11 protein-coding genes are annotated in these 12,625 nt (G+C 68.0%); 2 read left to right on the top strand and 9 right to left on the bottom strand.

What is annotated here, in order from left to right:
* Positions 1-34 precede the first annotated feature (34 nt).
* The 4 genes from NMB40_RS18920 to glnA form a co-directional block, all read right to left on the bottom strand.
* A complete protein-coding gene (locus NMB40_RS18920; RefSeq protein ID WP_494359446.1) occupies positions 35-1,759 on the bottom strand; it encodes a ShlB/FhaC/HecB family hemolysin secretion/activation protein in 1,725 nt (574 codons plus the stop codon).
* 270 nt (positions 1,760-2,029) lie between these two features.
* Positions 2,030-3,466 carry an ammonium transporter gene (locus tag NMB40_RS18915; RefSeq protein WP_494359445.1) on the bottom strand — a complete coding sequence of 479 codons (1,437 nt, stop codon included), beginning with the start codon at positions 3,464-3,466 and terminating at the stop codon, positions 2,030-2,032.
* Positions 3,467-3,484: 18 nt separating this feature from the next.
* Positions 3,485-3,823: a P-II family nitrogen regulator gene (locus tag NMB40_RS18910; RefSeq protein ID WP_282247837.1), complete on the bottom strand. Its 339-nt coding sequence runs from the start codon at positions 3,821-3,823 to the stop codon at positions 3,485-3,487.
* Between the two features lie 279 nt (positions 3,824-4,102).
* Positions 4,103-5,512, bottom strand: a complete 1,410-nt coding sequence (glnA, locus tag NMB40_RS18905) for a type I glutamate--ammonia ligase (protein ID WP_068848239.1) — start codon at positions 5,510-5,512, stop codon at positions 4,103-4,105.
* Between the two features lie 272 nt (positions 5,513-5,784).
* Between glnA and NMB40_RS18900 the strand changes: the two genes are divergently transcribed.
* A complete protein-coding gene (locus tag NMB40_RS18900; protein ID WP_282247836.1) occupies positions 5,785-6,579 on the top strand; it encodes an undecaprenyl-diphosphate phosphatase in 795 nt (264 codons plus the stop codon).
* A gap of 71 nt (positions 6,580-6,650) precedes the next feature.
* Complete coding sequence (locus NMB40_RS18895; protein WP_494359444.1) at positions 6,651-7,484, top strand: META domain-containing protein; 834 nt, start codon at positions 6,651-6,653, stop codon at positions 7,482-7,484.
* Between the two features lie 78 nt (positions 7,485-7,562).
* On the opposite strand, the gene NMB40_RS18890 is transcribed toward NMB40_RS18895, so the two are convergent.
* The 5 genes from NMB40_RS18890 to NMB40_RS18870 all read right to left on the bottom strand — a co-directional run bounded on the left by NMB40_RS18890 (position 7,563) and on the right by NMB40_RS18870 (position 12,621).
* Entirely contained in the window at positions 7,563-8,174 is a 612-nt protein-coding gene (locus NMB40_RS18890; RefSeq protein ID WP_494359443.1) for a YbhB/YbcL family Raf kinase inhibitor-like protein, read from the bottom strand.
* A gap of 13 nt (positions 8,175-8,187) precedes the next feature.
* On the bottom strand, positions 8,188-10,257 hold the full coding sequence (locus NMB40_RS18885) for a tetratricopeptide repeat protein (RefSeq protein WP_494359442.1): 2,070 nt from the start codon (positions 10,255-10,257) through the stop codon (positions 8,188-8,190).
* A gap of 64 nt (positions 10,258-10,321) precedes the next feature.
* Complete coding sequence (locus NMB40_RS18880; RefSeq protein ID WP_494359441.1) at positions 10,322-11,314, bottom strand: YheT family hydrolase; 993 nt, start codon at positions 11,312-11,314, stop codon at positions 10,322-10,324.
* A gap of 4 nt (positions 11,315-11,318) precedes the next feature.
* Positions 11,319-12,110: a lysophospholipid acyltransferase family protein gene (locus tag NMB40_RS18875; protein ID WP_494359440.1), complete on the bottom strand. Its 792-nt coding sequence runs from the start codon at positions 12,108-12,110 to the stop codon at positions 11,319-11,321.
* Positions 12,111-12,183: 73 nt separating this feature from the next.
* The gene (locus NMB40_RS18870; protein ID WP_494359439.1) at positions 12,184-12,621 is read right to left on the bottom strand and encodes a hotdog fold thioesterase; all 438 of its coding nucleotides are present in this window, start codon (positions 12,619-12,621) and stop codon (positions 12,184-12,186) included.
* Between the last annotated feature and the right edge of the window lie 4 nt (positions 12,622-12,625).

The following is a 12,625-nucleotide window of genomic DNA, read 5'->3' as shown; positions in this document are numbered from 1 at the left end:
CGCCGGACGGGCGCGCGCGGCCGTGCAGCTGGCGTCAGAACGACACGCCGAGGTTCATGCCAAAGGTGGTGTACGCGGTCTGGAAGCCATCGGGCTTCTTCAACGGGCTGCCGATGAAACCTTCCCATTGCAGGTGGCGGCTGCCACCGCGCAGGCCCAGCGCCATGCCGGTGAGGCGGTCGCCCAGCAGCCATTCGGTGGAGGGGCCACTGACCTGGCCGTGGTCGACGGCGACGTAGCTTTCAACTCCGCCGCCCAGCGCGAACGCCAGCTCGTTGCGCAGCAGCCAGCCGCGTTCGCCGGTGAGCGACACTTCGCCATCGAAACCACGCACGGTGTAGCGCCCGCCAATGGAGAAGCGGTCCTGCGGCACCAGCCGCGAACGGTTCCACTGCGCGCGCCAGCTGCCGGTGTAGCGCAGCGCCTGCCTGCCCCACTGCATGGGCACGGTGAGCTGCGCGTCGGCGGTGACCACCTTGCCGCGCGCGGTGCCTTCGCCGAAGCCTTCTTCCGGGGCGTGCAGCGCATCGAACGCGCCGGTGCCACGGCGGTAGGCCAGGTTCGCATCCAGCGTGGCCTTGCCGAGGAAGTGGCGATGGGCCAGCCCCAGCTCCCAACCGCCCATGCGCCGGCGCTGGACCAGGATCTCGGTGTCGTCGATGTAGTTGTTGGAATCGCGGTACCAGCCGCGCCCATACATGCTGGTCTTCGCGTGCGCGTTGCGGAACAGCATGCGGGTCAGGCGCAGTTCGGCGTTGCGGCTGGAGCCGCTGTATTCGTAGGTCTCGTAGGCGCCGGCCACGGTCTGCTGGTAGTCGTACTCGCTGGCGTTGGCGCCCAGCAGCCACCAGCCCATGGGCACGCTGTAGTGGGCGGCCCAGCTGTCGGTGCCGCGCTCACTGCCATTGAACACCGACTTGCCCGCGTTGATGTAGAACAGGTCGCTGAGCCCGGCCAGGTTGTCCAACGACAGCGTGGCGCCAGCCTGCAGCTTGCCGGTGGACTGGCTGCCAGCATCGTCCAGGGTCACGCTGACACGCACCGGGGCGCGCTGGGCCCAGCTGATGACCAGGTCGCTTTCGCCGGGGCGCGCCTGCGTGGTGTCCTGCGGCGGGGCGATCTGGATGTCGACGCTGGCCGTTGGCACGCGCTGCAGGTTCTCCAGGGCCTGTTCGATGTCGCGGAGGTTGAGCAGGTCGCCGGGACCCACCGACAGCGCATTCCACAGTGCTGGCGTGCGACCTTCGTCGCTGGCGAAACGGACCGCGTGGATGCGCCCGGGCACCACGGTCAGGGTCAGGGTGCCGGTCTTCAGGTCCTGCGGAGCGGCCAGGATGCGCGTGGTGACGTAGCCGCGCGCGATGATCGCGTTCTGCACGCGCTTCATCACGATGTCCACGCCGGCGGTGCCGAGGCAGCGGCCGGTGGCGCGGTCGCGGCGCGGGTCGGCGGCCTTCAGCGCCCACTGGAAGCGGTCGGCAAGGTCACCTTCCAGCGCGATATGGTGGATGGTGAAGCACGGCGATTCGTCGGCGGGCAGGCGGCCCACCGCTTCTTCCGGTGCTGCCTGCAGGCGCACGTCGGGCGTGGTTTCCTGCTGCTCGCGCAGTACACGCTCACGTTCCTGCTGGCGCAGCAGTTCCTGGTCCGACGGCCCGGCCACCTGTGCCCCCACCGCGGCAGGCAGGCAGGCAATGGCCACAGCCACAGCCAGCCGCCAGCGCAGCCCACGGCTGCGTTCGATACGTCCCTGTCTCACCTTCACACGCTTCCTTGGCAGAAAAATCCGGGCCTACCGACCAGAGAACGGCCTGCGGGCGCGGAACTTTAAACGAATAGCGCAGTTCGAAACAGCTCCGGAATTTCTCTTTCGATAGTAGGAAAAGTACTCACTGCCGGTGAAAGTGAGACTTCGCCCGGGTGGGCTGCTGACATAAAAAAGCCGGCGGTCCGAAGGCCGCCGGCAGTGACGTCAATGTGCAACGTCGTCTACAGCAAGAGTAAAGCCCCGAAAAAAACGTGAACTCGATCAGACCTCGTACGCGGACTCGCCATGCGAGGTGACATCCAGGCCGGTGCGCTCGGCTTCCTCGGTCACGCGCAGGCCGAACACCAGGCGCACCACCAGCAGGATCGCCACGGTGACGACGGCGCACCAGACGATGGTGAAGCCGACACTGACCAGCTGCACCCACACCTGGTGGCCGATATCGAGGTCGGCCTTGGTGCCGCCCAGCGACTGCGCGCTGAACACACCGGTGAGCAGCGCGCCGACGATGCCGCCCACGCCATGCACGCCGAACACGTCGGCGGTGTCATCGACCTTGAGCAGGCGCTTGAGACCGGTGACGCCCCACACGCAGACCACACCGGTGACCAGGCCGATCACGATCGCACCCAACGGGCCGACGGTGCCGCAGGCCGGGGTGATGCCGACCAGGCCGGCAACGGCACCGGAGGCAGCACCCAGCGCGGACGGCTTGCCCTTGCTGACCGCTTCCACCAGGGTCCAGCCCAGCACCGCAGCGGCGGTGGCGAGGATGGTGTTGATGAAGGCCAGCGAGGCCACGGTATCGGCGGCGGCGGCGGAACCGGCGTTGAAGCCGAACCAGCCCACCCACAGCAGCATCGCGCCGATGTAGGTGAACGGCACGTTGTGCGGCTTCAGGGCGGTCTGGCCGTAGCCGATGCGCTTGCCGACGAAGTACGCGGCGACCAGGCCGGCCACGCCCGCGTTGATGTGCACCACCGTGCCACCGGCGAAGTCGATCGCGCCCATCGCGCCCAGGTAACCGCCGCCCCACACGATGTGGGCTATCGGGATGTAGCTCAGGGTGAACCACAGCGCCGAGAACAGCAGCACCGCCTTGAACTTGATGCGTTCGGCGAACGCACCGACGATCAGCGCGGTGGTGATGCCGGCGAAGGTGGACTGGAAGGCGACGAACAGGTAATCGGGCAGGCCCTTGATCGGGGTGTTGCCGACCGAATCCGGGGTGAAGCCCTTGAGGAAGGCGAACTGGGTGAACGAGCCGAAGAACTGGTTGCCTTCGCTGAACACCGCGCTGTAGCCGTAGGCCACCCACAGCATCAGCACCAGCGAGAACACCACCAGGATCTGGCTGAGCACGGAAAGTACGTTCTTGGAGCGGACCAGGCCGCCGTAGAACAGCGCAAGGCCCGGCACCACCATCAACAGCACCAGCAGGGTGGAGGTGAGCATCCACGCCACATCGCCACGGTCGTAGGTGGGCGCGGCCTCTGCTTCGGCAACGGTGGCGGCCGGCGTGGCGGCTTCTGCGGTGGGCAGCGGTTCAACGGCCACCGTTTCCGACGGTGCCGGGCTGACCTGGGCCTGGGCGTGTGCGGTACCGGAGAACGCGCCGACGGCGAGTGCGCTGAACAGCATCAGCAGGCACACGGCGTGGAACCGGGCTTGCCACCCGGTGAACAAGGAAGTCTTCATTGTGGGCTCCGAGTGGGGTTAGAGCGCGTCCGCGCCGAATTCGCCGGTGCGGATGCGGATGACCTGTTCAACGGCGGTGACGAAGATCTTGCCGTCGCCGATCTTGCCGGTACCGGCCGCGTTCTGGATCGCTTCAACCACCGCGTCCAGGCGTTCGTCGGTGACCACGGTTTCGATCTTGATCTTGGGCAGGAAATCCACGACGTATTCGGCGCCGCGATACAACTCGGTGTGGCCCTTCTGGCGACCGAAGCCTTTTACTTCAGTCACGGTGATGCCCGACACGCCCGCATCGGAGAGGGCCTCGCGGACCTCGTCGAGCTTGAACGGCCGGATGATGGCGGAGATCAGTTTCATGCGCATGTCCCGATGGTGGATGGAACCGGCCTGCAGTGCAGGCCGATGTCAGGTCAACCGGCGGCCACTTGCACATGGCCACCGGTTGTTGCGCCGAACGTTGCATGGACCACGCCGGTGACGCGGGAGGGAGGAAGGGCCCATGCTGCGCGTCCGGTCTCTCTTGCCCCTGGTGTTGCATGAAGCAGATGCGGTGCGGCTCCCCAGCCACAGCGCTTCGGTGAAGCGGTGGCGATGACGAAGGTGGGAGGGAAGTCCTTCGGCATCGCCACCTGTTGCTCAGTTGGCGTAGTACATCTGGTATTCGAGCGGGTGCGTGGCGGCGCGGAAGCGGGTCACTTCCTGCATCTTCAGCGCGATGTAGCCATCGATGAAGTCGTCGGTCATCACGCCGCCGGCCTTGAGGAACTCGCGGTCCTTGTCCAGCGCTTCCAGGGCCTGGTCCAGGCTGGAGCACACCTGCGGAATCAGCTTCTCTTCTTCCGGCGGCAGGTCGTACAGGTCCTTGTCGCTCGGTGCGCCCGGGTCGATCTGGTTCTTGATGCCGTCCAGGCCGGCCATCATCAGCACGGTGAAGGTCAGGTAGCCGGACTGGATCGGATCGGGGAAGCGCATTTCAATGCGGCGCGCCTTCGGGTTGGACACCCACGGAATGCGGCACGAGGCCGAACGGTTGCGGGCCGAGTAGGCCAGCATGACCGGGGCTTCGAAGCCCGGCACTAGGCGCTTGTAGCTGTTGGTGCCCGAGTTGGCGAAGGCGTTGATGGCCTTGGCGTGCTTGAAGATGCCGCCGATGTACCACAGCGCCATCTGGCTCAGGCCGCCGTAGCCATCACCGGAGAACAGGTTGGTGCCGCCCTTGGACAGCGACTGGTGCACGTGCATGCCGCTGCCGTTGTCGCCGACGATCGGCTTGGGCATGAAGGTGGCGGTCTTGCCGTTGCGGTGGGCGACGTTCTTGATGACGTGCTTCATGCGCAGCAGTTCGTCGGCCTTCTGCACCAGGGTGCTGAACTTGGTGCCGATTTCGCACTGGCCGGCGGTGGCCACTTCGTGGTGCTGCACTTCGACTTCGATGCCGACCTGTTCCAGCGTCTTGCACATTTCAGCGCGCAGGTCGTGCAGCGAATCGGTCGGCGGCACCGGGAAGTAGCCGCCCTTGACGGCCGGACGGTAACCGCTGTTGGCGCCGTCGAACTTGTCGCCGGTGCTCCAGGCGGCTTCTTCGGAGGAGATCTTGAAGAAGGTGTTGCCCATGTCGTTGGCGAACTGGACGGAGTCGAAGATGAAGAACTCCGGCTCCGGGCCGAAGAAGGCCTGTTCGGCAATGCCGGAGGACTTCAGGTAGGCCTCGGCGCGCTTGGCGATGCCGCGCGGGCAGCGGCCGTACGGCTGCATGGTGGCCGGGTCGAGGATGTCGCAGCTGATCACCAGGGTCGGGTGCTGGTAGAACGGGTCGACGTAAGCGCTTGCCGGGTCCGGCAGCAGGACCATGTCGGACTCATTGATGCCCTTCCAGCCGGCGATGGAGCTGCCGTCGAACATCTTGCCTTCTTCGAACAGCGACGGTTCCACGATGCTGACCGGGAAGGTGACGTGCTGTTCCACACCGCGCATGTCGACAAAACGCAGGTCGATGAACTCGATCTGGTTGTCCTTGATCAGCTTCTCAACGTTTTCCACGGACATCGGTGAAACCTCAGATGGGTGATTGCCTGTGTGGATAGAGCAAACCCCGTGCCAACTTTTTGCAGCGCACAAGTGGTTGATTTCACACGGCGTGCACCCGGATGGACGCTGAACGCGGCGCACCATTGCGGTGCAATGGCCGCACCGTGCACACATTTGGTGCGGCTGTTGTTGTTTTATGATTTGCCAGACGCGCAGCCGGCAACGTCCCGGTTGTACCCACCGATTCAGCCGGGCATGGCCCGGCGCTACCTTCGAGCCACTGCCCGCCGATGTCCGATCTGTTCTCCGCCCTGCTGTTGGGCATCCTTGAAGGCCTTACCGAATTCCTGCCGATTTCCAGCACCGGCCACCTGCTGATCGCCCAGCACTGGCTGGGCGCACGCTCGGACTTCTTCAACATCATCATCCAGGCCGGCGCGATCCTGGCCATCACCCTGGTGTTCCGCCAGCGGCTGTGGACGCTGGCCACCGGCCTGCACGAGCGCGCCAACCGCGATTACGTGCTCAAGCTGGGCACCGCGTTCCTGGTTACGGCGATCGTGGGCCTGCCGGTGCGGCTGGCCGGCTGGGAGCTTCCCGAGACGGTGACCCCGGTGGCGTGGGCGCTGATCATCGGCGGCATCTGGATGATCCTGGTGGAAGCGCGCACCGCGCGCCTGCCCGACCGCGACGAGGTGACCTGGAAGGTGGCGGTGCTGGTCGGCCTGGCGCAGGTGGTGGCGGGCGTGTTCCCGGGCACCTCGCGGTCGGCGGCGGCAATCTTCATCGCCATGCTGTTCGGCCTGAGCCGGCGTGCGGCCGCCACTGAATTCGTGTTCCTGGTGGGCATTCCCACCATGTTCGCTGCCAGTGGCTACGCGTTCCTGGAACTTGCCAAGGACGGCAAGCTGGCCACCGAGAACTGGACCGACGTGGGCGTGGCCTTCGTTGCCGCTGTCATCACCGGCTTCGTCGTAGTGAAGTGGCTGCTGGGCTACATCAAGGCCCACCGCTTCACGGCGTTTGCGTTCTACCGGATCGCACTCGGCGCGGGCCTGCTGCTGTTCCTGCCTGCTGGTAACTGAACAGCGCCGCGCCGCCGCAACCCCACCCGGGGTGCTCCCACGTTATTCCCCGGATTCCCAAGGAGATGTCCATGAAAACCACCCGCAACCTGATGCTGATCCTGCCGCTGGCCCTGATGGCCGCGTGCAGCAACCCCTCCAGCCAGGCCCCCGGCACCGGCCGCGACGAGCTGGCCCCGGCCCCGACCGCTGCGGCCGACCAGAAGGCCGCCGCGCAGCTGGACGTGCAGCGCCTGCAGGGCAACCACTGGGTGCTCGACAGCGCCACCGACAGCGCCGGCAAGCGCATCGATGCGCTGTTCGCGCGCGCCGACAAGCCGGTCACGCTGGACTTCGTCGATGGACGCCTGGCCGTGAGCAATACCTGCAACCGCATGGGCGGGGGCTACACCCTGGCCGACGGCACGCTGACCGTTTCGCCGATGGCCTCGACCATGATGGCCTGCACCGACAAGGCGCTGATGGCGCTGGACCAGGCGGTGGGCTCGCGGCTGGAAGGCGCGCTGAAGACCGAACTGGGCGGCGAAGGCCAGTTGACCCTGCGCACCGCCAGCGGTGACGTGCTGGTGTTCAGCCCGCAGCCGACCGCCGAAACCCGCTTCGGCGGCCCGGGCGAGACGATCTTCATCGAGGTGGCCGCGCAGACCAAGCCGTGCCCGCACCCGATGATCCGCGACAAACAGTGCCTGCAGACCCGTGAGATCCACTTCGACGACAAGGGGCTCAAGCAGGGTACGCCGGGCGCGTTCGAGAACTTCTACGACGTGATCGAGGGCTATACCCACGAAGCGGGCACGCGCAACGTGCTGCGGGTGAAGCGCTTCAACGTGGCCAACCCGCCGGCCGATGCGTCGTCGAAGGCGTATGTGCTGGATATGGTTGTCGAGTCCGCGATCGAGAAGTGACCGGCATGGCGTGGGCCGGCCAACGGCTGGCGCTACCGATGCACTGTGCCGCCCGATGATTGATCGGGCGGCTTTTTTTTACGCCAACGCCGGGTTGAGCGTGTAGGTGCCGTGCAACGCGGCTTCGGCCAGCACGTGGCCGTGCATGGCCTTGTGCACGTCGGCGGCGGTGAACGGCGTGGGCAGTTCGAGCGTGGCCACGTCCAGCGCGAACAGGCGGAAGAAGTAACGGTGCACGCGCTCGTCGTTGAACGGCGGGTACGGGCCGTCGTAGCCCAGGTACTGGCCGGCCATGTCCGGGTTGCCGGCGAACCAGCCGGTGAAATCGTTCAGGCCCTGGCGCGCACCGGCCGGGCCGGCCGGCTGCGGCTTGCCCTTGGCGGTGAAGCCATCGCTGCAGCTGGCTTCTTCGATCCCGCGCAGGTCGGCCGGAATGTCGGCCATCGCCCAGTGGGTGAAGTCGGCACGCGGCTGGTCGGCGGGTACGCTGCGGTCGTGGCGGCCGACCGTGTCGGGCACGGTCGGCACGTCCGGGTCGATGCACAGCAGGGCGAAGGAGCGGGTGCCCTCGGGCACGTCGCTCCACGCCAGCGGCGGATTGCGGTTGGCGGCGAAGCCGTTGGCATCGCCCGCGGCGAACGTGGCGGGGATCGGTGCGCCGTTGCGCAGGGCGGAACTGGTCAGTTTCATTGCAACGTTCTCCTTACGCTTCCGGGTAGCCAAGCCGCACCGCGACCGGGGTGAGCTGGGCGAACGCGGACCCCAGCGCCTCGCGGTAGTGGCGCCAGTGACCGGCCGGCAGGCGTGCCGGGCCCAGCGTCCGCGCCGGCGGCAGCTGCACGCCGAACAGGCTGCCCAGCTGGGCGGCCATGGCCTCGGGGTTGTTGCCGATGTCATCGACGCGCACGAGGGCGTGCGGGTACAGGTCCTGCTCGTGCAGCGTGGCGATCTGGGTCAGCGAACGGGTCAGCCATTCGGCCGCTTCGTTCACCGAGTTCACCGCGAACGGCGTCGGCGCGCCATGTGCCAGCCACTGCAGCAGCATGTCGCGCGGGTCGCGCAGCACCAGCAGCAGGCGGCCTTCCGGCAGCTGCGGACGCAGCGACCACAGCAACGCGTTGTCCCACCACAGCAGCCAGTCGATGACGTTGGCGTCGGCCAGGCCGCGCTCGGGCAGCTGCGCGCGCCACTGCTCGACCAGCTGTTCCGGCGCCAGCTTGCCGGTGGAGAGGTCCTGCAGCGTGTGGTAGCTCTGGAAGCCATCGTTGGGCGGGTTGGGACCGAAACGGTCGCCGCGCAGCACCTTGCTGCCGGCGGCGATGGCCGCGATGACCCGCTCCACGCCCGAGCCCGGCGCGCCCCAGACGAACATCGGGCGCGCGCTGATCGTGTCGGGAATGCTGCCGGACTCCGGCCAGGTCAGCGGCGCCTTGGCCTGCGGCGGCAACGGCAGGCGCTGCGAGGATTCGGAGGCATGCAGGTCGGCCCAGGTCGACAGGGCCGCATCAAACTGGCCGGCGCGGTCCTGCACGCTGCCCAGCCACGCACGCAGCGCACCGCGGTCGGCTTCGGGCTGGGCGTCGACCAGCGCCTGCACGTGGGCGACCGCGGCAGCCGGGTCGCGCGCCAGCAGGGCATCCACCAGGCGGGTTTCGCCGCTGGCCCGGCCGGGTTCAATGGCGATGATCTGGCGCGCCACCGCTTCGGCGGCGGCGGCATCGCCGGCCATGTCGTGCAGGCGCAGGCGCGCTTCCAGCGCCGGCAGGTGGCCCGGCACGGCCGCGATCCAGCGATCGGCCACGGCGGCGGCCTCGGCACTGCCGACCACTTCAATGGCCAGGCGGGCCATCCACAGGTTGTGTTCCTGCGGGTGCGTTTCCAGCGCGGCATCTAGGGTGTCGCGGGCCTGCTGCTCGCGGCCCAGGCGCTGCCAGGCCATCAACAGCAGCTGCAGGGTCTGGCGGTCGGCCGGCCACTGTTCCAGCACCGGCAGCAGGTGTTCCAGCGCCTGCAGCGGCTGGCTCGACTGCAGGGCCAGCTCGCCGGCCAGGCGGCGCATCGCGGGGGTGTCGGTCTCGGGCTGGGCCAGCACCTGGCCCACGATGGCGGCGGCGTTTTCGGTATTGCCCTGGCGCAGGGCCAGCTGCACCAGCAGGCCGTGCAGCGAGGTGATACCCGGGTTGATCTCCAGCACGCGGCGGAAGGCCTGCTCGGCAAACGCCAGCAGGTCCTTGCCCAGGTAGGCAAAGCCCAGCGCGTACAGGATGCGTGCGTCGTTGGGCAGCGCCTGGCTGGCGGCCGAGAGCAGCGCCAGCGCGCGGTCGGCATCATTGCGGCGCAGCGCGATCATGCCCTGCAGCGCCACCACTTCCGCGTTGTCCTCCTCCACGCGCGCGGCCGTGCGGGTGATCCGCTCGGCCTCGTCCACGTCGTTGCGCGACAACGCCAGGTGGGCCTGCATCAGGTAGGCCGACAGTTCGTTGGGGTTGAGCTCGGCGGTGCGGTCCAGCGCGCTGTTGGCGGCGTCGAACTGGCGCAGCGCCAGCAGCAGGCCGGCATGCTGCAGGTGCAGTTCGGCGTTGTCCGGGGCCAGTTCCAGCCCGCGCTGCAGGCTGTCCAGGGCGCCGTCGTACTGGCCCTGCTGCTGCAGTGCCAGGGCCAGCCAGCGGTGCGCCTGCGGCTGCTCCGGCTCGGCCTGGATCCATTCGCGCGCCAGCTGCGCGGCTTCTTCCACTGCGTTGCGGCGCAGGGCTTGGAGAATAGTGTCTTGCATGACGGTCCGGCTTGGGGTCAAACCCCGATTGTAGAACACCGGCGCCGGCGCGCCGGGCCGGGCCTCAGCGCAGCGCTTCCAGGCTCAGCCGCTGGGCTACCCAGCGTTCGGAGAAGCCATCGCCGCGCCAGTTTTCCAGGAAGCCGCAGTGGCCGCCCCACGGGGCGATTTCCAGCCGGGCATGGGCCGGCAGCCGCCAGCCGTTGAAGGTGGCGTAGGGAATGACCGGGTCGTCCTGGGCCATCAGGATGTCGGCCGGGACTTCCAGCCCGGCCAGGCGGTCGCCGGCGATGGAATAGCCGTCGAAGTAGGCCTGCAGGGTGCCGAATTCGGTGTGGTGTTCCACCAGCCAGGCGGTCAGCGCGCGGATGTCCAGCTTCAGCACGCGGTCGTCCCAGTCGCTCAGCTCGGGGAACAGGTCACGCTTGCGGCGCAGCGAGCCGGCCCACTTGCGGCGGAAGTACCAGTCGTACATCGCCGGGCCGTTCTCGATGCTTTCCATGGTGATCGCCGGGTCCAGCACCGGGCAGACCGAGGCCACCCGGCGCAGCGGGACCCCGGCCGAGGGCGCGCGCAGCGCCAGGCGCAGCACGAAGTTGCCGCCCAGCGAGTAGCCGGCGGCCACCAGCGGCAGCTGCGGCCAGCGCCGGGCGATGTCGCCGGCGGCCTGCACCACTTCGTCGATGCGGTTGGAGTGGAAGATGCCGGGGTTGAGGTGGTGGGTGTTGCCGTGGTCGCGGAAGTTCAGCCGCACCACGTCATAGCCGGCCTCGAGCATGCGCGCGGCGGTCATGCGCATGTAGCTGGATTCGGAACTGCCTTCCCAGCCATGCAGCAGCAGCGCCATGCCGACCGGTTCACGGCCCTCGATACGGCTGTGCCAGCCCTGCAGGCGCACGCCTTCGCCGCCGTCCAGGATCAGCTCTTCGGTCACCGCGCCGGTGGCGGCCAGCAGCACCAGGCCGCGCTGCATGCGCATGCGGCTGGAGCTGAGCATCGACTGCAGGTGCGGGTTGCGCAGCCAACGCGGCGGACAGTAGTCGGCAGCGGTCAGCATCGCGCTATTCGGCGTTCATGGCCGCCACGATGCGCGTACGCGAGGTTTCCGCGATGCGGCGACGGCCTTCCAGGTCATGGGTGCCAATGGGCGCGAGGAAATGCACCTCGGCCCGCCGTGCCGGTTCCCCCAGCAGGCGCAGGAAGTTGGCGAAGAAGCTTTCGCGCTCGCCGAACGCGACCACGGTCTGCGCGTCGCCGCGCACGCCGTAGCGCAGCGCCACCGGCTGTACCGGTACCTGGGTTTCCACTGCGGCCTGGAAGATGCGGGCATGGAACGGGCCCACTTCATGGCCACCACGGGTGCGCCCTTCCGGGAACACGCCCACCGCCTTGCCTTGCTGCAGGCGCTCGACCATCAGCTGCATCACCCCGCCCAGCGATTCGGTGCTGCCGCGCTGGTGGAAGATGGTCTGCCCGCGTGCGGCCAGCCAGCCCACCACCGGCCAGCCGGCGATTTCGCGCTTGGCCACGAAGCCCATCATGCGCTGGCTGTGCAGCATGGAGATGTCCACCCAGCTGACATGGTTGGCCACGAACAGCACCGCGCCGGGCAACGGCGTGCCGATGCGGCGCAGGCGGAAGCCGAAGATCCACATCAGCCCGCCCGACCAGGCATTGACCAGCAGGTGCTCGAGCGTACGCCCGCCCACGCGCAGGTTGCCCCACGGCGGCAGCATGCCGATCAGGAGGAGCGGCAGGAAAAGCAGCAGGTGGACCAGCAGCAGGGGAACGCGGTACAGGTAACGGCACACACGCGCCACGCCGCCACGCGAGGCCGAAGGGGGGGAAGTCATCCGCGAACGATACCCGAGCGCTGCGGGGTCTGCCAGCGTGGCGGGCCATCCGCCACAGCAGGTCAAGCCGGGCTCAGCCCGGGCGGACCGCCGGGACCACGGCCAGGGTCAGCCGCGAGGTGCAGACCAGCTTGCCGGCCTCGTCTTCGATGCGGATGTCCCACACGTGGGTGCTGCGGCCCACGTGCACGGCGCGCGCGGTACCGGTGACGGTGCCACCGCGCTGGGCGCGGATGTGGTTGGCGTTGATCTCCAGGCCCACGCAGACCTGTTCGCGGGTATCCACGCACAGGTTGCCGGCGCTGCTGCCCAGGGTTTCGGCCAGCACCACCGAGGCGCCGCCGTGCAGGATGCCGTAGGGCTGGCGGGTACGCGCGTCGACCGGCATGGTGGCCTGGACCCAGTCGTCACCGGCGGCGGTAAAGACGATGCCGAGGTGTTCGATCAGGGTGTTGCGGCTGAGCGCGTTGAGCGACTCGATCGAGACCGGCTCGCGGAATACCTGGGACATGCAG

Source organism: Stenotrophomonas sp. FBCC-B152 (genome assembly GCF_059134105.1).
This window is presented reverse-complemented; position numbering and strand designations above follow the sequence as displayed.